Genomic DNA, 20,870 nt, shown 5'->3' with positions numbered 1-20,870 from the left:
CGGCGCGGGCGCCCTCAGTTCGGATAGACGATTTCCACCGCCTCCGGCGCCAGCCAGTCGCGCAGGCTTTCCAGCAGCGCGTCGTCCAGCCGCACCCGCCAGCCGTCGCCCAGCGGCAACTCCGCCTCGGCGGCGGCGTTGCGGTAGTTGACCCGTACCGGGCAGCCCCCTTCGCGGAAGGGTTCGAGCAGGGTCTGCAGCTTGCCGGCGGCGGCGAGCGCGCCGCCGCTGGCCGCGACTTCGCCGTTGATGCGCACCTGCAGGGCACGGGCGAAGCGGCTGCGCGCCTCGCCGAGGCTCAGCAGGCGCTCGGCGACGATGCGCAGGCCGCCGGAAAAATCGTCGTTGCTGACCTTGCCTTCGACCACCAGCACTTCGTCGGTGACGATCTTGCCGCGGTTGGCGTCGAGCACTTCGGAATAGACCGCGACCTCGCGCGGCTGGCTGCCGTCGTCGAGTTGGACGAAGGCCATCTTGCCGCGGCTGCCCATCTTGGTACGGGTTTCCATCACCACGCCGGCCATCATCGTGATGTCGCGCGAGGGCTCGAGCTGCGCCAGCGTGCGGCGCACGAAGCGGCGCACTTCGGGCTTGAAGGCATTGAACGGATGACCGGAGAGGAAGAAGCCGATGGCGAGCTTCTCCTCCTTCAGCCGCTCGCGTTCGGTCCACGGCCGCAGCTTGGCGAACTCCGGCGCCGCACCGGCGGCCTCCGGCATCATGTCGAACAGGCCGCCCTGCATCACGTTGGCCGCAGCCTGCTCGGCAGCTTCCATTGCCAGCGCCACGGTTGCCATCAGTTGCGAGCGATCCAGACCGGCGTGGCCTTCCAGCTTGTCCATCGCGCCGGAACGGATCAGCGCCTCGATGACGCGGCGGTTCACCATCCTGCGGTCGACCCGTTCGCAGAAGTCGAACAGATCACGGAAGCCGCCCGCCTTTTCGCGCGCGGCGATGATCGCCCGCACCGCCGGCTCACCGACCCCCTTGACCGCCCCCAGGCCATAGCGGATCGTCTTGCGATCCACCGGCACGAAGCGGTAGTCGGAGGTGTTCACGTCCGGCGGCAGCACCTTGATGCCGTTGGCAACCGTGTCCTCGAAGAAGATCTTGACGGTGTCGGTATTGTCCAGGTCGGACGACATCGTCGCCGCCATGAAGGCGGCACAGTGGTGCGCCTTCAACCAGGCGGTGTGGTAGGTCACCACCGCATAGGCTGCAGTGTGCGACTTGTTGAAGCCGTACTCCGCGAACTTGGTCATCAGGTCGAAGAGCTGCTCGGCCAGCGCCGGGTCGTAGCCCTTCTGCTTCGCGCCTTCGGCGATGGTGGCGCGGTGCTTGGCCATCTCCTCCGGCTTCTTCTTGCCCATCGCGCGGCGCAGCATGTCGGCGCCGCCCAGGGTGTAGCCGCCGATGATCTGGCTGATCTGCATCACCTGTTCCTGGTACACGATGACGCCGTAGGTCGGCTCCAGGCAGGCTTTCAGATCGGGGTGGAAGTAGTCGATCTCCTGCTGGCCCTTCTTGCGCAGGATGAAGTCGTCCACCATGCCCGAGCCGAGCGGGCCGGGACGGTACAGCGCCAGTACCGCGATGATGTCCTCGAAGCGGTCGGGCGCGAGCTTCTTCAGCAGCTTCTTCATGCCCTCCGATTCGACCTGGAAGATCGCCGTGGTATTGGCGTCCTTCAGGATCTGGTAGGCGGCGGGGTCCTCGAAACCCAGGCTCATCAGGTCGGGCCGGCTGCCTTCCAGGCGCTCGACGTACTCCAGCGCCAGCTCGATGATGGTGAGGTTGCGCAGGCCGAGGAAGTCGAACTTCACCAGGCCGACCGCCTCGACGTCGTCCTTGTCGAACTGCGACACCGGCGAGGCATCGTCGCCGTCGGCGATGTACAGCGGGCAGAAGTCGGTCAGCTTGCCGGGCGCGATCAGCACGCCGCCGGCGTGCATGCCGACGTTGCGCGACAGGCCTTCCAGCGGCTGCGCCAGCGCCCACAGGGTCTGGACCGCCTCGCCGTCGTTGCCGTCCTTCATCATCTCGCCGATCTGCGGCTCCATCTCGTAGGCCTTGTTCAGCGAGACGGGCTTGGCACCCTCGATCGGGATCAGCTTGGACAGGCGGTCGCACAGGCCATAGGGCAGGTCGAGCACGCGGCCGACGTCGCGCACCACCGCCTTCGATGCCATGGTGCCGAAGGTGGCGATCTGGCTGACCGCGTCCTTGCCGTAGCGCTCGCGCACGTATTCGATGACGCGGTAGCGGTTGTCCTGGCAGAAGTCGATGTCGAAGTCGGGCATCGACACCCGCTCGGGGTTCAGGAAGCGCTCGAACAGCAGCGCATAGGCCAGCGGATCGAGGTCGGTGATCTCCAGCGAGTAGGCCACCAGCGAGCCCGCGCCCGAGCCGCGCCCTGGCCCCACCGGCACGCCGTTGCGCTTGCCCCAGCGGATGAAGTCGGCCACGATCAGGAAGTAGCCGGGGAAACCCATCTGGATGATGGTGTCGGTCTCGAACTTGAGCCGTTCCTCGTAGCGCGGGCGCTGCTGCTCGCGCTCCTCGGGGTGCGGGTAGAGCTGTGCCAGGCGGCGCTCCAGGCCGGCTTTCGCCTCCTGGACGAGGAAATCATCCAGCGTCATGCCGTCGGGCGTCGGGAACTGCGGCAGGAAGTTCTTGCCCAGCTGCACCGTCAGCGAGCAGCGGCGGGCGATCTCGACGGCGTTTTCCAGCGCCTCGGGCATGTCGGCGAACAGCTCGCACATCTCCGCCTGGCTCTTCAGGTACTGCTCTTCGGTGAAATCGCGCGGCCGGCGCTTGTCGGCCAGCACGTAACCCTGGGCGATGCACACGCGTGCTTCGTGGGCCTGGAAGTCCTCGCGCTTGAGGAATTCCACCGGATGCGTCGCCACCACCGGCAGGTCGAGCTCGCCGGCGATCTCGAGCGCCTGGCGGATGTAGCTTTCGGTGCCCGGGTGGCCGGCGCGCTGGACCTCGATGTAGAAGGCATCCGGGAACAGCCGTGCCCAGTCCGCCGCCAGTTGCGCCGCCTGCGCGGGATTGCCGGCGGCGATCGCCGCGCCGATGTCGCCCTGCATCGCGCCCGACAGGCACAGCAGTTCGCTCGCCGCGCCGTTCTCGAACCACTCGCGCCGCATCTCGGCACGGCCGCGGTACTTGTTGTCGAGATAGGCGCGCGTCAGCAGCTCGCACACCTGGCCGTAGCCCGCGCGGTTCTTGCAGATCAGCAGCACGCGATGGGGCTTGTCGCGCTCGGCCTCGTTCTGGATCCAGGCATCGACGCCGACGATCGGCTTGACGCCCTTGCCGCGCGCGGTCTTGTAGAACTTGACCATGCCGAACAGGTTGGCGAGGTCGGAGATGCCGAGTGCCGGCATGCCGTCGGCCGCGGCGGCGGCGACGGCCTGGTCGATCTGGACGATGCCGTCGGTGATCGAGTATTCGGAATGCAGGCGAAGATGGACGAAGCGCGGCTGCGGCGGCGAAGCTGGCGAGTCCTGGGAAAGCGTGTTCTGGGAGGCAGTCATGGCGGCGATTTTACCCGAGCCCGCCGGCCCTCACCGCCCTCTGATTGCGCCCCCATCGTTCCCTCGTTGTTCCCGCCCGCTGCGCCCGGTCACGGCAGCAGGATGGTCGAACCCGTGGTCCGGCGCGCTTCGAGATCGAGATGGGCTTGCGCCGCATCCTTCAGCGCGTAGCGCTGGTTGACGGCGATGCGCAGCCTGCCCGCACCGACGGCCTCGAACAGCGCGGCGCTGCGCAGTTCCAGCTCCTCGCGCGTGGCGATGTAGTCGAACAAGGCCGGGCGGGTGACATACACCGAGCCGGCCTGCGCCAGCAGCGCGCAATCGAAGGGCGCGACCGGCCCGGTGGCGTTGCCGAAGCTCACCATCATGCCGCGCCGCTGCAGGCAGGCCACGGAGTCGAGGAAAGTGTCGCGGCCCACCGAGTCGTAGACCACCGCCACGCCCGCGCCGCCGCTCAGCTCGCGCACCCGCTCGGCGAAGCGCTCGCGCGAATACACGATCACGTGGTCGCAGCCGAGCGCTTTCGCCTGCGCCGCCTTGTCGTCGTTGCCGACGGTGCCGATCACGGTCGCCCCCAGCAGCTTCGCCCACTGCACCAGGATGGAGCCGACGCCGCCGGCCGCGGCATGCACCAGGATGATGTCGCCCGCCTTCACCGGGTAGGTGCTGTGCAGCAGGTAGTGCGCAGTGAGGCCTTGCAGCATCATCGCCGCGCCCTGCTCGAAAGAGATCGCCTCGGGCAGGCGCACGAGGTGGCGCGCCTCGATGTTGCGCGCCTCGGCATAGGCGCCGAGCGGCCCGCTGGTATAGGCGACGCGGTCGCCGGCCTTCAGTTCGGCCACGCCTTCGCCGACGGCCTCGACGACGCCGGCCGCTTCCATGCCCAGCCCGGACGGCAGCGACAGCGGATACAGCCCGCTGCGGTGATAGGTGTCGATGAAGTTCAGCCCCACCGCATGGTGCCGGACCCGTACTTCTCCAGCGTCCGGCGCCGGCAGCGCCACCTCTTCCCATTGCAGCACTTCGGGGCCGCCCGTACGGTGAAAGCGAATCGCATGCGTCATGTCCGTCTCCTGTGTGAACGTGCGCGGCGGCATTGCCTCAGCGCACGAGCGAGATACCGATGCGCCACTGGCCGCCGTTGTCCTTGTCGTAGTCGAGCAGGGTTTCGCCGTAGCCACCGATGTACTGCAGATGCAGGAAGGCGCCCACGCCCGAGAACACGCTGCGGCGCAGCGGCCAGGACAGATCGAACTGGCGGCGCATCTTGCCCGCCGTCCCCCGGCGCAGCAGCGAAGTGAGCATCAGGCCATCGTCCCGGCCGTAGCGCAAGCCCAGTTCGGCATAGCCGCGGTAGCGGGCAATATCTGGATTGTCCTCGCGGTCGAGATAGGTCCATAGCTTGGGTTCGAGGCCGAAATAGCTCACGCCGTCGTCCAGGTAGTAGCGCCCCTCGGCCTTCAGGAACAAGGTATCGATGCTGCGCGAATCCTCGTCGTCCTTGCCGTTCGACTCGTGTTCGTAGCCGCCGGACAGGGCGACGAAGCCGCCCCGCGCAGGGTCGGAGACCAGCCAGCGGTAGAACAGCGAGGGACGGAAGCTGGTGTCGCGAAAAGGTTTCGAATCCGACTGCAGGTCCCACAGCGAGGTCTGGGTGAAGCCGAAATAGAGGCCGCGCGCGACCGGGAAATGCTCGCCGACGACGCCCTGGTCGTCGAACAGGCGATAACGGAAACTGAACTGGAAGCGCGCCGAGACCGGATCCTTGCCGCCGACGAGGAAATACATCGGCTCATGGGCGGCGAGCGCCGAAGGCTGGACCGGCTCGTTATGCGTCGTCGCCGCCGGCACGACGGTTCCGCTGCGCGCGAGGTCGTTCGACTGCGCGGTCTCCACCGGCATGCGGAAGGCCGCTCCCGCATCCATGACGATGCGGGCCGACGCCGCCTCGGACAGGGACAGCGTGGCGAAGCCGGTGACCTCGGCCGGCCAGCGGCCGAGGTAGCGCCGCTGCCGCGTGCGCTCATCGGCCGCGGCGGCAGCGACCAGTTCGAGCGCGATGTGCGGGCCGCCGTCGGGCAGTTCGATCTGCGCCGCCAGACGCTCCAGCAGTTCCGCCCCATCCGCCGGGCCGATGACCACGACATCGAAGCTGCGGCCCGGCACCACACGCGGCTCGGACGATGCCAGCAGCCACCCGTCCGCCATCGCGGGCAGGTTCGTCAGGCCCAGAATGCATGCGAGCATGCAGCGGGCGAGCGGGGCATGAAACGTCTTCGAAGTTCGGCGGGACGACATGGACAGTGCCGGACGGGCACGCTTTCGGTAGTTGATCGAGTACCCGGGCGCCACCCGCGGAGATGGCGCCCGGCAGATTGGATTCAGCCCGCCTGTTCGGCGCGCGAGGCCTGCGCGTCCACCACCGCCAGAGCGGTCATGTTGACCAGGCGGCGCACCGTCGCCGAAGGCGTCACGATATGCACCGGCTTGGCCGCGCCCAGCAGGATCGGCCCCACCGACACACCGTCGCCATTGGCGATCTTCATCAGGTTGAAGGAGATGTTGGCGGCGTCGAGGTTGGGCATCACCAGCAGGTTGGCTTCACCCCTGAGGCGCGAATCCGGGTGCAGGTTGTCGCGAATTTCCTCGGACAGCGCGGCATCGCCGTGCATCTCGCCATCGACGTTCAGGTCGGGGGCGGTTTCGCGCAGGATCTCGCAGGCACGGCGCATCTTGCGCGCCGACACCGACGTGGAGCTGCCGAAGCTGGAATGCGACAGCAGCGCGACACCGGGCTCGATGCCGAAGCGGCGCAATTCGTTGGCCGCCATCAGCGCGATGTCGGCCACCTCTTCGGCGCTCGGATTTTCGTTGACGTAGGTGTCCGTGACCGCAAGCATGCGCTTGGTCAGCAGCAGCAGGTTCATCGCCGCGAACTGCTTGGCGCCGGGCGCCAGGCCGATGACGTCCCCGACCTGCTTCAGGTGGTAATCGTAGGAGCCGAAGGTGCCGCACACCAGCGCGTCGGCATCGCCGCGGCGCAGCAGCATGGCGCCGATCAGCGTGGTGTCGCGCCGGATCTTGGCCTTGGCCAGTTCGGGCGTGACGCCGTCGCGGCTCATCAACTGGTAATACTCGGTCCACAGTTCGCGGTAGCGCGGATCGGACTCCGGATTGATGATTTCGAAGTCGCGTTCGGGTACCAGGTTGAGGCCGATCTTCTTGATCCGCATCTCGATCACTTCCGGGCGCCCGATCAGGATCGGCCGCGCCAGCCCTTCGTCGAGCACCACGCGCACCGCATGCAGCACGCGCTCCTCCTCGCCTTCGGCGTAGATCACGCGTTTCTGCTCGGCCGGCACCCGCTTGGCGGCGGAGAACACCGGCTTCATGACCATGCCGGACTGATAGACGAAAGCGTTCAGGCCCGACGCATAGGCGTCGAAATCCTCGATCGGCTTGGTCGCCACGCCCGAATCCATCGCCGCCTTCGCCACCGCCGGCGCGATCTTGACGATCAGGCGCGGATCGAAGGGCTTGGGAATGATGTACTCGGGGCCGAAGCTCAGATCCTGGCCGCCGTAGGCGCTGGCGACGACGTCGCTCGCCTCGGCCTCGGCCAGCTCGGCGATCGCCTTCACGCAGGCGAGCTTCATCTCCTCGTTGATCGTGGTGGCGCCGACGTCAAGCGCACCGCGGAAGATGAAGGGGAAGCACAGCACGTTGTTGACCTGGTTCGGGAAGTCCGAACGGCCGGTGGCGACGATGCAGTCGGGGCGCACGGCCTTGGCGTCGGCCGGCAGGATTTCGGGGTTCGGGTTGGCGAGCGCGAAGATCAGCGGCTTGTTGGCCATCCTCGCCACCATTTCGGGCTTCAGCACGCCGGCGGTCGACAGGCCGAGGAACACGTCGGCGCCCTCGATGACCTCGCCCAGCGTGCGGGCAGCGGTCTGCTGCGCGTAACGGGCCTTGGTCGGCTCCATGCTGGCCTCGCGGCCTTCGTAGATCACGCCCTTGGAGTCGCAGACGTAGATGTTCTCGCGCCTGAGGCCGACGCTGACCATCAGGTCGAGGCAGGCGATGGCGGCCGCACCGGCGCCGGAGCACACCAGCTTGACCTCGGCGATGTCCTTGCCCACCACCTTCAGGCCGTTGATGAGGCCGGAGGCCGAGATGATCGCGGTGCCGTGCTGGTCGTCATGGAAGACCGGAATCTTCATGCGTTCGCGCAGCTTCTTCTCGATGTAGAAGCACTCCGGCGCCTTGATGTCTTCCAGGTTGATGCCGCCCAGCGTCGGCTCGAGCGAAGCGATGATGTCGATCAGCTTGTCGGGGTCGTTCTCCGCCAGTTCGATGTCGAAGACGTCGATGTTGGCGAATTTCTTGAACAGGCAGCCCTTGCCTTCCATGACCGGCTTGGACGCCAGCGGGCCGATGTTGCCCAGCCCCAGCACCGCCGTGCCGTTGGTGACCACCGCCACCAGGTTGCCGCGGCTGGTCAGTTCGAAGGCTTCGGCGGGATCGGCGACGATCGCGTCGCAGGCCGCGGCCACGCCGGGTGAATAGGCCAGCGCGAGGTCGCGCTGGTTGGTCAGGCCCTTGGTCGGAACAACCGAAATCTTGCCCCGCGTCGGCGAACGGTGGTAATCGAGCGCAGCGGCGATGAAATCCTGATCCATGCTTGGGTTCCCTCTTGGAATGAGTGTGTTTTGTGAGCTGTGGCGGCGCTGCCGCCCGCCGCATCGCACTGCCTGGAAAAAAGCGAGGAAGCGCGCGCGATTCCGCCATCCGGGTGGGTTTGTTCTTGTTGGCCCGCACGCCGCACCCACCGGCCGTGCCGGCCGCAGGATACCCGGCAGAGTTGACGTTGCGGAAGTTTAGCTCAGCACACAGGCCTTTGGCACGGTGCTTCCCACTGATATCCACTATCCGCAAAAACCCCTGTCCATGCCGCTTTTTGGCAGAATGCGGGCTCCGATCGAGGGAGCGAAGAATGCGACGCGTGGTATTCAATCAGAAAGGCGGGGTGGGCAAATCGACCATCACCTGCAACCTGGCGGCAATCAGCGCCCAGCAGGGCAAGCGCACGCTGGTCGTCGATCTGGACCCGCAGGGCAACTCCACCCAGTACCTGCTCGGCGCCTCGGCCGAGGATCTGGATGCCACGCTGGCCGACTTCTTCGACCAGACGCTGAACTTCAAGCTCAACCCGCGCGGCACTTCCGACTTCGTCGTCGCCACGCCCTTCGAGCACCTGCACGTGATGCCCTCGCACCCGCTGCTCGAAGAACTGCAGGGCAAGCTGGAGTCGCGCTACAAGATCTACAAGCTGCGCGATGCGCTCGAAGAGCTGGCGGACGATTTCGACTGCGTCTTCATCGACACGCCGCCGGCCCTGAACTTCTTCACCCGCTCGGCGCTGATCGCCGCCGATGCCTGCCTGATCCCGTTCGATTGCGACGAATTCTCGCGCAAGGCGCTGTATTCGCTGCTGGAGAACGTGCAGGAGATCAAATCCGACCACAACCGCGAGCTGCAGGTCGAAGGCATCGTCGTCAACCAGTTCCAGCCGCGCGCCAGCCTGCCGCAGAAAGTGGTGCAGGAACTGATCGACGAAGGCCTGCCGGTGCTGCAGCCTTATCTGTCCGCCTCGGTCAGGATCAAGGAATCGCACGAGCAGGCGAAGCCGATGATCCACCTCGATCCCAAGCACAAGCTGTCGCAGGAGTTCGTCGCCCTGCACGACTCCCTGGCGCGCAAGTACGGCGCCTGACGGCACGGCAGGGCGAAGAAGCCCCGCCCGCGATGGCAGGGAGCGCCGACGCCGAAGCCCGCCGTCTCAACTCCCGGGGTCGGGAATCCGCAGCCGCCCGGCCATCCAGTCGATGAACAGGCGCACCCGGGACGACAGCAGCCGCGAATGCGGATACACCAGTTGCACCGGCAGTTCGGGCGGCTCGAATTCCCGCAGCAGGCGGACCAGCCGCCCGTCGGCCAGTTCGGCGGCGACCTGGTAATGCAGCAGCCGGGCGATGCCGAGCCCCTGCACGCAGGCCAAGCTGGCAGCCTGGACCTGGTTGGTGCCCAGGCGAGCCGGCACGGGCACGGTCAGCGCCGCGCCGCCGTCGCTGAAATGCCACTCTCCGCCCTGCTGGGCGAAGACGATGCAGTCATGTTCGCGCAACGCGGACGGATGCGGAAGCTGCCCGCCCGCACGCAGGTAGTCCGGGCTGGCACACACCACGTGCCGCGTCCTGCCCAACGGCACCGCCACCATCGACGAATCGGGCAATTGCCCGATCCGGACGGCGAGATCCAGCCCTTCTTCCAGCAGATCGACCATGCGGTCGAGCAGGATCAGCTCCACCCGCATCGCCGGATGCTGCGCCAGGAAGGCATTGACCAGCGGCGCGACATGGCGGCGGCCGAACTCGACCGGCGCGGTCAGGCGCAGCAGGCCGCCGGGGCTGTGCCGGCGCGCGTCGAAGCTGTGCTCGATCTCGTCGAACTCGGCCAGGATGCGGCGGCTCCAGGCGAGGATTTCCGCACCCTCGTCGGTCAAGGCCAGGCGCCGGGTGTTGCGGTTCAGCAGGCGCACGCCGAGGTGTTTTTCCAGCGCCGCCAGGCTGCGCACCACCGACGCGGCGGACTGCCCCGACGCCCCTGCAGCCGCGCTCAGGCTGCCGGCATCGACGATGCGCACGAAGGTGGCCATCGCTTTCAGTTTGTCCATCGCTCGCCTTTCATTTGTGCATCGAACGCAATGGTGTTGTCAGCCCGACGGCATTGATGGCACGCGCCGGGGCGCCGACACTCGTTCCCGTCCCGACACCGCCGCCGATTTTCGACATGAACGCCGCCGCTTCCCCGATCGTGCCCCCACCGAGCATCCCGTCGCCCGCCGGCGCGGCGCGCTGCCCGGCCCGCATCCTGGCCTACGACCATGTCGGCATCCGCGTCAGCGACCGCCGCCGCGCGCTCGATTTCTACCAGGCGCTCGGCTTCGCCGAAAGCCTGCGCTTTCCCGAGCACGAAGCCAACGAGATGCTGAGCCCGGACGGCGTGCGCATCAACCTGATCTTCAATGCCGCGCGCCGGCCCGATGCACGCAACGTGCTGCTCGACGAACCCGTCAAGCTGCCGGGCATGACCCATCCGGCTTTCATCGTGGACGACCTCGGCGCACTGCAGGCCTGGCTGCGCCAGCGACGCATCACCATCACCGAAGGACCGCATCACATCGGCCCGCGCCGCATCGCGCTGTTCATCCGCGACCCGGACGGCAACGTACTCGAATTCAACCAACTGATGGACCACCCCGAAGGAGACAAGACATGAAACTCTACGATCTGGAACTGTCCGGCAACTGCTACAAGGTCAGGCTGTTCGCGGCACTGGCGAACATCAAGCTGGAGATCGTGCCGGTCGATTTCCTCGGCGGCGAGCACAAGCGCCCGCCGCTGACCGGGCTCAACCCCTGGGGCGAACTGCCCATCCTGGTCGACGGCGAACGGGTGCTGCGCGATTCGCAGGCCATCCTGGTCTACCTCGCCGGTACTTACGGCGGTGCGGCGTGGTGGCCGGCCGAAGCCCATCTGCAGGCCGAGATCGTGCAATGGCTGTCCACCGCGGCGAACGAAATCCAGCATGGCCCCGCTTCGGCCCGCCTGGTGGACAAGTTCGGCTACGCCATCGACAAGGCCGGCACCCTGGCCAAGGCCGCCCGCATCCTGCCGCTGCTCGACGCCCATCTCGCCGAACGGGACTGGCTGGCGCTGTCGCGCCCGACCATCGCCGACTGCGCGGTGTTCCCCTATGTCGCGCTGGCACCGGAAGGCGGCATCGAGCTGACGCCCTACCCCAACATTCTGCGCTGGATCGAGCGCATCAAGCGCCTGCCGGGCTATCTCGCGATGCCCGGCGCCTGAGCGCGGCTCAGGCCGGATCCAGCTTCGCCACCGCCAGCAGCAGCCATTTCATGCCGGCCGAGCCGAAGTTGATCTGCACCTTGGCGTCGCTGCCGCTGCCCTCGGCGGCGACGATCACGCCCTGGCCGAAGCGGGCGTGGTTGACCGTCTGGCCGATGCGCAGGCCGTTGGGCAAGGCGGCAGAAGCCGGACGCGCCATCCGGGCGGCGGCCGGCCGCGGCGACGCGGCGCCCGAAGGCTTGAAGTAGCCCCCGCTCATGCCGCCCATCGCACCGCCCTGCGCGGAGCGCGGGTTCGGCGGCGTCAGCCACTTGGTCAGTTCGGCGGGAATCTCCTCGAGGAAGCGCGAGCGCAGGTTGTAGCGTGTCTGGCCGTGCAGCATGCGGCTCTGGGCGAAGGACAGGTACAGCCGCTCGCGCGCCCGCGTCACCGCGACATACATCAGCCGGCGCTCTTCCTCTAGGCCGTCGGTCTCGAGGATGCTGTTCTCGTGCGGAAACAGCCCCTCTTCCAGCCCGGACAGGAAGACGACGTTGAACTCCAGCCCCTTGGCCGAATGCACCGTCATCAGTTGCACCGCGTCGGCGCCCTGGTCGGCCTGGTGGTCGCCCGCCTCGAGCGAAGCATGGGCGAGGAAATCGGCCAGCAAGGCGTGATCCTGCGCCAGCCCGGTCTCTTCTGCCGGCTGGAACTCGGCGAGGAAGTTGGCCGCGGCGCTCACCAATTCGTCCAGGTTCTCCAGCCGCTCCTGGCCTTCCTTGTCGGCCTTGTAATGCGCACGCAGGCCACTGATGTCCAGCACGTGGTCGACCAGTTCCGGCAGCGGCAAACTGGCGGTGTCGCGCCGCATGTCCTCGATCAGGCGCACGAACTGGCCGAGCGCCGTCCCCGGTTTGCCGGAAAGATGCGGCACGGCGGCATACAGGCTGGAGTTCCAGGTGCGCGCGGCGTCGCCCAGCACTTCCAGCGTGCGTGCGCCGATGCCGCGGGTGGGGAAATTGACCACGCGGGCGAACGAAGTGTCGTCGTCCGGGTTGGCGATCAGGCGCAGGTAGGCGAGCGCGTGCTTGATCTCCTGGCGCTCGAAGAAGCGCAGGCCGCCATAGACACGGTAGGGAATGCCGGCCGAGAACAGCTGGTGCTCCAGCACCCGCGACTGCGCGTTCGAGCGGTACAGCAGCGCGATCTCGCTGCGCTGCGCGCCGTCGCGCACCAGCGACTGGATCTCCTCGACGACCCAGCGCGCCTCGTCGCCGTCAGAATAGGATTCGAACACCCGGATCGGCTCGCCCGCGCCCTGGTCGGTCCACAGGTTCTTGCCGAGCCGGTTGCTGTTGTGGCGGATGATGGCGTTGGCGGCATCGAGGATGTTGCTGTGCGAACGGTAGTTCTGCTCCAGCCGGATCACGTTCCGGACGCGGAACTCGCGCTCGAAGTCGCGCATGTTGCCCACTTCCGCGCCGCGGAAGCGGTAGATGCTCTGATCGTCGTCGCCGACGCAGAACATCGCCGCGCCACCTTCCCGCCCTTCGTCGGCGAACTGCTTCAGCCAGCGGTACTGCAGGCGGTTGGTATCCTGGAATTCATCGACCAGGATGTGGCGGAAACGGCGCTGGTAATGGCGGCGCAGCGGCTCGTTGCGTTCGAGCAGCTCGTAGCTGCGCAGCAGCAACTCCGCAAAATCCACAACAGACTCGCGCTGGCACTGTGCTTCATACTCTTGGTAGAGCTGGACGCGCAGCCGAGTGTAGTCGTCCCAGGCCTCGACCGCATGCGGGCGAAGCCCGGCTTCCTTCTGGCCGTTGATGAAGTGCTGCAGCTCGCGCGGCGGGAACTTCTCGTCGTCGACGTTCAGCGTCTTCAGCAGGCGCTTGATCGCGGCAAGCTGGTCGCCCGAGTCCAGGATCTGGAACAACTGCGGCAGCCCGGCATCACGGTGATGCGCGCGCAGCAAGCGATTGGCCAGGCCATGGAAAGTGCCGATCCACATGCCGCGGGTGTTCACCGGCAGCATCGCCGTCAGGCGGGCGAGCATTTCCTTGGCCGCCTTGTTGGTGAATGTAACCGCCAGGATGCCGGCGGGATCGACCTGGCCGGACTGGATCAGCCAGGCGATGCGGGTCGTCAGCACCCGCGTCTTGCCCGAGCCGGCGCCGGCCAGGATCAGGGCGTGCTGCGGCGGCAGGCTGACGGCCTGCAGTTGTTCGGTGTTGAGATTGGCGAGCAGGTTGGACATCGGCGCTCCTTGCAAGGCCGTGCATTGTAATGCGGAGCCGCAGTGCGATCGATTCGGGCACAGCCGGCGCCCTGCCTGCAGGCCCGGCGGAAAGTGGCGAAGCAAATCGATGCTGCGATGTTGCGCCGCAACAACATGCAGCTTGCCAAGCATCGCCTCGGACGCTATTTTTGAATTGTGCGAAGCAGCAAAATTGCTGATGAAAGCGGAACCATTTCACGACACATCCGCCTAATCAACCATAAAATCAACCACAGAGAGCCACCGCAGCCCAATGTTGCGGTACAACATAGCTCAGCGTACGGTCCATAAAACCGTCAAGAGCTCGACGCCGTGACCCGGCGTATAGGAGAAACACCATGAAAACACCCAAACTGCTTCCGTGGTACGCCCGCAAGGCGGGTGTCTCGACCGAACGCGCCGAAGCCTTGTGGCACAAGGCCGTGCGCGAAGCCACCGCCGAGACCGGCTGGGTCGGCAATTCGGAATACTGGGGCGCCTGCATGGCCAGCTTCCTGGCACTGCTCGACAAGGAACGCAACACCTTGTGTGCGCCGCAGGTGCTGCCCTTCGTTCGCAGCCACAACCGCATGTGGCGCCTGCCCTTGCTGGCGATGGAAGACATGTGCTCCGCTCTCCACGCCAACTGGCAGCGCCAGCGCCACGCAGGCTTCCCGCGCCGGGCGGCCTGACCCGATCGGCCCAAGGGGCATCGAACTTCCGTGCGCAGCCAGAGCTGCGTACTCCCGTCTCCCTCCCTCTCCTTCAATGGAGATTCGGCATCCCGTTTCGGCGGGGTGCCATTTTTTTGCCCATACGATGCCGGCGTCGCCGGCCGCCTCTGCCAGCATGCCCCGCTTCGCGGCCCGCCCCGGCTTCGCGGTATACTCGCGTGTTTCCAACGCTTCCGAGCCCGCACGCACACCCATGCAGGACAAATACCAGCCCGCCGCCGTCGAGGCGGCCGCCCAGCAGCACTGGGACTCCACCGACGCCTTCCGTGCGACCGAAGACGCGAGCAGGCCCAAGTACTACTGCCTGTCGATGTTCCCCTACCCGTCGGGCAAGCTGCACATGGGGCACGTGCGCAACTACACCATCGGCGACGTGCTCGCGCGCTTCCACCGCATGAAGGGCTACAACGTGCTGCAGCCGATGGGCTGGGACGCCTTCGGCCTGCCGGCCGAGAACGCCGCGATCAAGAACAGGGTGCCGCCGGCGAAGTGGACCTACGACAACATCGCCTACATGAAGCAGCAGCTGCAGTCGCTCGGTTTCGCCATCGACTGGAGCCGCGAACTCGCCACCTGCCAGCCGGACTACTACAAGTGGAACCAGTGGCTGTTCCTGCGCATGCTGGAAAAGGGCATCGCCTACAAGAAGACCCAGGTGGTCAACTGGGACCCGGTCGACCAGACCGTACTCGCCAACGAACAGGTCATCGACGGCCGCGGCTGGCGCACCGGCGCAGTGGTCGAAAAGCGTGAGATCCCCGGCTACTACCTGGCCATCACCCGCTACGCCGAAGAGCTGCTGGGCGATCTCGACGAACTCGAAGGCTGGCCCGAGCGGGTCAGGACCATGCAGGCGAACTGGATCGGCAAGAGCACCGGCGTGCGCTTCGCCTTCGGCCACGAGGTCCGCGACGACGCCGGCGAACTGATCGGCGATGGCAAGCTGTGGGTGTTCACCACCCGCGCCGACACCATCATGGGGGTCACCTTCTGCGCGGTCGCCGCCGAGCACCCGCTGGCGACGCAGGCCGCGCGCGACAACCCGGAACTGGCCGCCTTCATCGAAAAGTGCAAGCATGGCTCGGTGATGGAAGCCGACATGGCGACGATGGAGAAGGAAGGCCTGCCCACCGGCCTGAGCGTCGTCCACCCGCTGACCGGCGAGCGCGTGCCGCTGTGGGTCGGCAACTACGTGCTGATGAGCTATGGCGACGGCGCGGTGATGGGCGTGCCGGCGCACGACGAGCGCGACTTCGGCTTCGCGCTGAAGTACGGCCTGCCGATCAAGCAGGTCATCGCGGTCGGCGACAATGCCTTCTCGAGCACGGCCTGGGCCGACTGGTACGGCTCCAAGGACGGCGTCTGCGTCAATAGCGGCCGCTACGACGGCCTCGGCTACGCCGACGCGATCGAAGCGATCGCCGCCGACCTCGCCGCCGCCGGCGGCGAGAAGAAGGTCCAGTGGCGCCTGCGCGACTGGGGCGTGTCGCGCCAGCGCTACTGGGGCTGCCCGATCCCGATCATCCACTGCGAATGCTGCGGCGACGTGCCGGTGCCGGACGATCAACTGCCGGTGGTGCTGCCGGAAGACTGCATCCCCGACGGCTCGGGCAACCCGCTGCTCAAGCGCAGCGACTTCATCGACGTCGCCTGCCCGAAGTGCGGCGCGCCGGCGAAGCGCGAAACCGACACCATGGACACTTTCGTCGATTCGAGCTGGTACTACGCCCGCTACTGCTCGGCCGGCAACGACAAGGCCATGGTGGACGAGCGCGCCGGCTACTGGATGCCGGTGGACCAGTACATCGGCGGCATCGAGCACGCCATCCTGCACCTGCTGTATTCGCGCTTCTGGACCAAGGTGATGCGCGACATGGGCCTGGCCACGGTCAAGGAGCCCTTCGCCCGCCTGCTGACCCAGGGCATGGTGCTGAACAACGCCTGGCTGCACAAGCCCGAAGGCGGCGGCAAGAACTACTACTGGGAAAGCGAGGTCGAGGTCGTCCGCGACGCCAAGGGCCAGATCACCGGCGGCCGGCTCAAGGCCGACGGCACCGTGCTCGAGCACGAACTGACGACGATGTCCAAGTCGAAGAACAACGGCGTGGACCCGCAGGCCCTGATCGAGCAGTATGGCGCCGACACCGCGCGCTTCTTCATGATGTTCGCCAGCCCGCCGGAACAGACGCTGGAATGGAACGACGCCGGCGTCGAAGGCGCGCACCGCTTCCTGAAGCGGGTGTGGTCCTTCGCCCACGCCTACGCCACCGAACTGCGCCCTGCGCTGCCGGCCGGTCCGACGCTGGGTACGGTCAAGCTGCCGGCCGAGCTGGCCGAGCTGCGCCGCGAGCTGCACCTGGTGCTGAAGCAGGTCGGCTACGACCTCGGCAAGCAGCAGTTCAACACCGTCGCCTCCGGCGCGATGAAGATGCTCAACGCGCTGGAGAAGGCGCCGCGCAGCGGCGCCGATGCCGCCGAAGTGGCCGGCGAAGGCCTGTCGATGCTGCTGCGCGTGCTGTCGCCGATCTGCCCGCACATCGCCCACGTGCTGTGGCGCGACTGCGGCTTCGGCGACGACATCCTGGACGCGCCGTGGCCCGAAGCGGCCGAATCGGCGCTGGTGCAGGACGAGGTCGAGCTGATGCTGCAGGTCAACGGCAAGCTGCGCGGCAGCGTGCGCGTGGCCGCCGATGCGGGCAAGGACGCCATCGAAGCGGCCGCGCTGGCTTCCGAAGCGGCGCAGAAGTTCATGGAAGGCCGGCCGGCCAGGAAAGTGGTCGTCGTGCCCGGCCGCCTGGTCAACATCGTCGCCTGAGGACAAGGCCATGCCCCACGCTTCGATACCCCCCCCGCCGGTCGCCACCGCCGCCGCGCCCTCGCGCAGCCGGCGGCGCCTGCTGCTCGGCGGAGCCGGCCTCGCCGGCCTGCTGCTGTCGGGCTGCGGCTTCAAGCTGCGCGGCCCGCAGCAGCTGGATTTCGCCACGGTGCACATCAATGCCAGCGAGCTTTCGGAACTGGGCGCCAGCCTGCGCCGGCTGATCGCCACCACCGGCAGCACCCGGGTGGTCGAAGACCCTGCGCAGGCAGATGCCCGCCTGCAGATTCTCGCCAACAACCGCGGCCGCGAGATCCTCAGCCTCACCGGTGCGGGCAAGGTGCGCGAATACCAGCTCACGCAGACGCTGCGCTTCCAGTTGCTCGACAAGAGCGGCGCGGCGTTGCTGCCGCCCACGGCGATCTCGGCGGCGCGCGAATACACTTTCGACGACTCCCAGGTGCTGGGCAAGGAGCAGGAAGAAACCCTGCTCTACAACGACATGCAGCAGGATCTGCTGCAACAGCTGATGCGCCGGCTCGCCAGCGTGCAGCGCGCGCACTGAGCGCCCGAACCGGCACCGCGCCGTGAATCTGCGCCCTGACCAACTCGCCGCCCAGCTCGACAAGCCGCTCGCTCCGCTGTGGCTGTTGCACGGCGACGAGCCGCTGCTGGTGCTCGAAGCCGCCGACGCAATCCGCGCCGCGGCGAAGCGGCAAGGCTTCGAGGAGCGCGAAACCCTGGTCGTCGGCCAGGGTTTCAAATGGGATGCGCTGGCGCTCGCCGCCGGCAACCTGTCACTGTTCGGCGGCGCCAAGCTGATCGATCTGCGCATTCCCGGCGGCAAGCCCGGCCGCGACGGCGGCGAAGCGCTGCAGCGCTACGCCGCCAGTCTGCCGGCGCAGACGCTGACGCTGATCACGCTGCCCGAGCTCGACTGGCAGGCGCGCAAGACCGGCTGGTTCAAGGCCGTGTCGGAGGCGGGCATCTGCATCGAGCTCAACGCGCCCGAACGCGAGCGCCTGCCCGACTGGATCGGCCGCCGGCTCGCCGCGCAGAAGCAGACCGCCGGCGCCGACGCACTCGCCTTCATCGCCGAGCACGTCGAAGGCAACCTGCTCGCCGCCCACCAGGAGATCCTCAAGCTCGGCCTGCTGCACCCCGAAGGACAATTGACGCTGGAGCAGGTGCGGGAGGCGGTGCTCAACGTCGCCCGCTACGACATCGACATGCTGCGCCAAGCCGTCGCCGAAGGCGACCCGGCGCGCTGCGCGCGCCTGCTCGAAGGCCTCAAGGGCGAAGGCGCGGCGCCGCCGCTGGTACTGTGGACGCTGGCCAACGAAACCCGCACGCTGGCCAGCCTGTGTGCCGGACGCGCCGCCGGCCAGCCGCTGCCGGCGCTGTTCAAGGCCGAACGCATCTTCGACCCGCGCCGCCAGCAGGCTCTCGGCCGCGCGCTGGGGCGCCTGAACCAGGGCGCGCTGCGCGCGGCGCTGATGCACGCCGCCCGCATCGACCGCATGATCAAGGGCCTGGTCGCTGGCGACATCTGGGACGAGTTCCTGCAGCTGGCGCTGCGGCTGGCGCGCCGCACATAGCCCGCGGGCGACGTTCGGTGTTTTAATTGGGCTTTGGGCTACCGCGCCCTCATCTCACCAGACACCGCGATGGACATCCAGAACTACATGCAGACCCTCGGCCGCCAGGCCCGCGCCGCCTCGCGCGTACTGGCCGCCGCCTCCACCGCCACCAAGAACGCCGCGCTGCTGGCGATGGCCGCCGAAATCCGTGCCCGCCGCGAAGCACTGCTCGCCGCCAATGCGCAGGATCTCGAAGCGGCACGCGCCGCCGGCCTCGAGCCCGCACTGATCGACCGCCTGACGCTGACCGGCAAGGGTGTCGAAGCCATGGCGGAAGGCCTCGAACAGGTCGCCGCGCTGCCGGACCCGGTCGGCGAGATGACCGACATCAAGCGCCGCCCGTCCGGCATCCAGCTCGGCAAGATGCGCGTGCCGCTGGGCGTGATCGGCATCATCTACGAAGCCCGCCCCAACGTCACCGCCGACGCCGCGGCGCTGTGCCTGAAGTCCGGCAATGCCGCGATCCTGCGCGGCGGCAAGGAAGCAATCAACGCCAACCGCGCGATCGCCGCCTGCGTGCGCAGCGGCCTGCTCGCCGCCGGCCTGCCCGAGCATGCGGTGCAGGTGGTCGAAACCACCGACCGCGAAGCCGTGGGGGCACTGATCGCCATGCCCGAATTCGTCGACGTCATCGTACCGCGCGGCGGCAAGGGCCTGATCGAGCGCATCTCCAAGGACGCGCGCGTGCCGGTAATCAAGCATCTCGACGGCAACTGCCACGTCTATATCGACGACGAAGCCGACCCGGCCAAAGTCGTGCCCATCGTCGAGAATTCCAAGACCCAGCGCTACGGCACCTGCAACACCGCCGAATCGCTGCTGGTCGCACGCGGCGTCGCCGACATCTACCTCGCCGAAATCGGCCGCATGCTGGCCGGCAAGGGCGTCGAGATGCGCTGCTGCGCCGATTCGCTGGCGCTGCTGCGCGAAGCCGGCATCGACGCCGCCAAGCTCGTCGCCGCCACCGAAGCCGACTGGCGCGAGGAATATCTCGCGCCGACCATCGCCATCAAGCTGGTGGACGGCCTCGACGAGGCGATCGCCCACATCAACGGCTACAGCTCGGGCCACACCGAAGCGATCGTCACCGAGAACTACAGCCACGCGATGCGCTTCCTGCGCGAGGTGGATTCGTCCTCGGTGATGGTCAATGCCTCCACCCGCTTCGCCGACGGCTTCGAATACGGCCTGGGCGCGGAAATCGGCATTTCCACCGACAAGATCCACGCTCGCGGCCCGGTCGGGCTGGAAGGCCTGACCAGCCAGAAGTGGATCGTGTTCGGCAACGGCGAGACACGCAAATAAGACGAAATCGAGACACAAGCGAGTGACGCAACCGAGCCACGCCTGATTTCCGGGCGCTCTGACGGAGCCTTCCCTGATGAAAGCACTTGTCCGTACCCTGCTGGCCGCCACCTTGCTGTCGGCCAGCCTCGCCCAGGCAGTGGAAGTGGCGGGCATCGACTTCGCGCCGCAGACCCAGGTCGACAACGGCACGCTGAGCCTGAACGGCGCCGGCCTGCGCACCCGGCTGACCTTCAAGGTCTATGCGATGGGGCTCTATCTGCGCAGCCCGAGCACCAGCAGCGCCGACATCCTGCAGGACGGCGGCGAGAAGCGCATCCGCATCGTCATGATCCGGGACCTCGACGGCAAGCAGTTCGCCGACGCGATGCTCGACGGGTTGAAGCGCAACCATGACGACGAAACGCTCGCGGCACTGAAGCCTTCCATAGACGCCCTGCTCGCCGCAGTGCAGGACAGCGGTGAAGCCAATGCCGGCACCGAAGTAATCCTCGATCGGCTCGCCAACGGCGCAACGCGCCTGCTGATCAACGGCCAGCCGCAGGGCAGCGACATTGCCGACCCGGCCTTCTACCCTGCCCTGCTGCGCATCTGGCTGGGCGAGCGGCCGGCCGACTCCGGCCTCAAGGCGAGCCTGCTGAAGCCCGCTCAATGAACGGCAGGCGCG

The 20,870-nt window shown here is 67.3% G+C and carries 15 protein-coding genes; 9 read left to right on the top strand and 6 right to left on the bottom strand.

The features are described from left to right. Positions 1 to 14 precede the first annotated feature (14 nt). The 4 genes from dnaE to TBU01S_RS14865 all read right to left on the bottom strand — a co-directional run bounded on the left by dnaE (position 15) and on the right by TBU01S_RS14865 (position 8,224). Positions 15 to 3,545, bottom strand: coding sequence for a DNA polymerase III subunit alpha (dnaE, locus tag TBU01S_RS14880; RefSeq protein ID WP_068637524.1), 3,531 nt, complete (start codon positions 3,543 to 3,545; stop codon positions 15 to 17). Positions 3,546 to 3,634: 89 nt separating this feature from the next. Next, positions 3,635 to 4,609 carry a quinone oxidoreductase family protein gene (locus TBU01S_RS14875; RefSeq protein WP_068637522.1) on the bottom strand — a complete coding sequence of 325 codons (975 nt, stop codon included), beginning with the start codon at positions 4,607 to 4,609 and terminating at the stop codon, positions 3,635 to 3,637. Positions 4,610 to 4,646: 37 nt separating this feature from the next. Beyond that, positions 4,647 to 5,792: a phospholipase A gene (locus TBU01S_RS14870; protein ID WP_068637560.1), complete on the bottom strand. Its 1,146-nt coding sequence runs from the start codon at positions 5,790 to 5,792 to the stop codon at positions 4,647 to 4,649. Between the two features lie 134 nt (positions 5,793 to 5,926). Then, on the bottom strand, positions 5,927 to 8,224 hold the full coding sequence (locus tag TBU01S_RS14865) for an NADP-dependent malic enzyme (protein ID WP_068637521.1): 2,298 nt from the start codon (positions 8,222 to 8,224) through the stop codon (positions 5,927 to 5,929). 314 nt (positions 8,225 to 8,538) lie between these two features. Between TBU01S_RS14865 and TBU01S_RS14860 the strand changes: the two genes are divergently transcribed. Continuing rightward, positions 8,539 to 9,318, top strand: a complete 780-nt coding sequence (locus tag TBU01S_RS14860) for a ParA family protein (RefSeq protein ID WP_068637519.1) — start codon at positions 8,539 to 8,541, stop codon at positions 9,316 to 9,318. 66 nt (positions 9,319 to 9,384) lie between these two features. On the opposite strand, the gene TBU01S_RS14855 is transcribed toward TBU01S_RS14860, so the two are convergent. Next, complete coding sequence (locus TBU01S_RS14855) at positions 9,385 to 10,278, bottom strand: LysR substrate-binding domain-containing protein (RefSeq protein WP_068637517.1); 894 nt, start codon at positions 10,276 to 10,278, stop codon at positions 9,385 to 9,387. A 116-nt stretch (positions 10,279 to 10,394) separates the two neighbouring features. Here TBU01S_RS14855 and TBU01S_RS14850 point away from each other — a divergent pair, with 116 nt between their 5' ends. Beyond that, entirely contained in the window at positions 10,395 to 10,883 is a 489-nt protein-coding gene (locus TBU01S_RS14850; protein WP_083953632.1) for a VOC family protein, read from the top strand. Continuing rightward, positions 10,880 to 11,473, top strand: a complete 594-nt coding sequence (locus TBU01S_RS14845) for a glutathione S-transferase family protein (protein WP_068637515.1) — start codon at positions 10,880 to 10,882, stop codon at positions 11,471 to 11,473. Before TBU01S_RS14850 ends, TBU01S_RS14845 begins: the two co-directional genes overlap by 4 nt. Positions 11,474 to 11,480: 7 nt before the next feature. Here the strand turns inward: TBU01S_RS14845 and TBU01S_RS14840 are convergent, their stop codons facing one another. Continuing rightward, entirely contained in the window at positions 11,481 to 13,709 is a 2,229-nt protein-coding gene (locus TBU01S_RS14840; protein ID WP_068637513.1) for a UvrD-helicase domain-containing protein, read from the bottom strand. A 359-nt stretch (positions 13,710 to 14,068) separates the two neighbouring features. Here TBU01S_RS14840 and TBU01S_RS14835 point away from each other — a divergent pair, with 359 nt between their 5' ends. From TBU01S_RS14835 to TBU01S_RS14810, 6 genes are all read left to right on the top strand, one after another. Next, positions 14,069 to 14,401: a hypothetical protein gene (locus TBU01S_RS14835; protein WP_068637511.1), complete on the top strand. Its 333-nt coding sequence runs from the start codon at positions 14,069 to 14,071 to the stop codon at positions 14,399 to 14,401. A gap of 235 nt (positions 14,402 to 14,636) precedes the next feature. Further along, positions 14,637 to 17,258 carry a leucine--tRNA ligase gene (gene leuS / locus TBU01S_RS14830; protein WP_068637509.1) on the top strand — a complete coding sequence of 874 codons (2,622 nt, stop codon included), beginning with the start codon at positions 14,637 to 14,639 and terminating at the stop codon, positions 17,256 to 17,258. A gap of 10 nt (positions 17,259 to 17,268) precedes the next feature. Beyond that, positions 17,269 to 17,823 (top strand): LPS-assembly lipoprotein LptE, encoded by a 555-nt coding sequence (locus tag TBU01S_RS14825; RefSeq protein WP_068637507.1) that lies wholly within the window; start codon positions 17,269 to 17,271, stop codon positions 17,821 to 17,823. A 22-nt stretch (positions 17,824 to 17,845) separates the two neighbouring features. Next, positions 17,846 to 18,856, top strand: a complete 1,011-nt coding sequence (holA, locus tag TBU01S_RS14820) for a DNA polymerase III subunit delta (RefSeq protein ID WP_068637505.1) — start codon at positions 17,846 to 17,848, stop codon at positions 18,854 to 18,856. 69 nt (positions 18,857 to 18,925) lie between these two features. Further along, the gene (locus TBU01S_RS14815; RefSeq protein ID WP_068637503.1) at positions 18,926 to 20,203 is read left to right on the top strand and encodes a glutamate-5-semialdehyde dehydrogenase; all 1,278 of its coding nucleotides are present in this window, start codon (positions 18,926 to 18,928) and stop codon (positions 20,201 to 20,203) included. Between the two features lie 76 nt (positions 20,204 to 20,279). Next, on the top strand, positions 20,280 to 20,858 hold the full coding sequence (locus TBU01S_RS14810; RefSeq protein ID WP_068637501.1) for a chalcone isomerase family protein: 579 nt from the start codon (positions 20,280 to 20,282) through the stop codon (positions 20,856 to 20,858). Positions 20,859 to 20,870: the final 12 nt, after the last annotated feature.

Origin of the sequence: Thauera butanivorans NBRC 103042 (genome assembly GCF_001591165.1) — a bacterium.
Lineage (GTDB): Bacteria > Pseudomonadota > Gammaproteobacteria > Burkholderiales > Rhodocyclaceae > Thauera > Thauera butanivorans.
This window is presented reverse-complemented; position numbering and strand designations above follow the sequence as displayed.

What these genes read in the sequence shown, in the direction of transcription:
- dnaE (WP_068637524.1), bottom strand. Translation starts at nt 3,545, where the DNA reads ATGACTGCCTCCCAGAACACGCTTTCCCAGGACTCGCCAGCTTCGCCG.
- TBU01S_RS14875 (WP_068637522.1), bottom strand. Translation starts at nt 4,609, where the DNA reads ATGACGCATGCGATTCGCTTTCACCGTACGGGCGGCCCCGAAGTGCTG.
- TBU01S_RS14870 (WP_068637560.1), bottom strand. Translation starts at nt 5,792, where the DNA reads ATGCTCGCATGCATTCTGGGCCTGACGAACCTGCCCGCGATGGCGGAC.
- TBU01S_RS14865 (WP_068637521.1), bottom strand. Translation starts at nt 8,224, where the DNA reads ATGGATCAGGATTTCATCGCCGCTGCGCTCGATTACCACCGTTCGCCG.
- TBU01S_RS14860 (WP_068637519.1), top strand. Translation starts at nt 8,539, where the DNA reads ATGCGACGCGTGGTATTCAATCAGAAAGGCGGGGTGGGCAAATCGACC.
- TBU01S_RS14855 (WP_068637517.1), bottom strand. Translation starts at nt 10,278, where the DNA reads ATGGACAAACTGAAAGCGATGGCCACCTTCGTGCGCATCGTCGATGCC.
- TBU01S_RS14850 (WP_083953632.1), top strand. Translation starts at nt 10,395, where the DNA reads ATGAACGCCGCCGCTTCCCCGATCGTGCCCCCACCGAGCATCCCGTCG.
- TBU01S_RS14845 (WP_068637515.1), top strand. Translation starts at nt 10,880, where the DNA reads ATGAAACTCTACGATCTGGAACTGTCCGGCAACTGCTACAAGGTCAGG.
- TBU01S_RS14840 (WP_068637513.1), bottom strand. Translation starts at nt 13,709, where the DNA reads ATGTCCAACCTGCTCGCCAATCTCAACACCGAACAACTGCAGGCCGTC.
- TBU01S_RS14835 (WP_068637511.1), top strand. Translation starts at nt 14,069, where the DNA reads ATGAAAACACCCAAACTGCTTCCGTGGTACGCCCGCAAGGCGGGTGTC.
- leuS (WP_068637509.1), top strand. Translation starts at nt 14,637, where the DNA reads ATGCAGGACAAATACCAGCCCGCCGCCGTCGAGGCGGCCGCCCAGCAG.
- TBU01S_RS14825 (WP_068637507.1), top strand. Translation starts at nt 17,269, where the DNA reads ATGCCCCACGCTTCGATACCCCCCCCGCCGGTCGCCACCGCCGCCGCG.
- TBU01S_RS14815 (WP_068637503.1), top strand. Translation starts at nt 18,926, where the DNA reads ATGGACATCCAGAACTACATGCAGACCCTCGGCCGCCAGGCCCGCGCC.
- TBU01S_RS14810 (WP_068637501.1), top strand. Translation starts at nt 20,280, where the DNA reads ATGAAAGCACTTGTCCGTACCCTGCTGGCCGCCACCTTGCTGTCGGCC.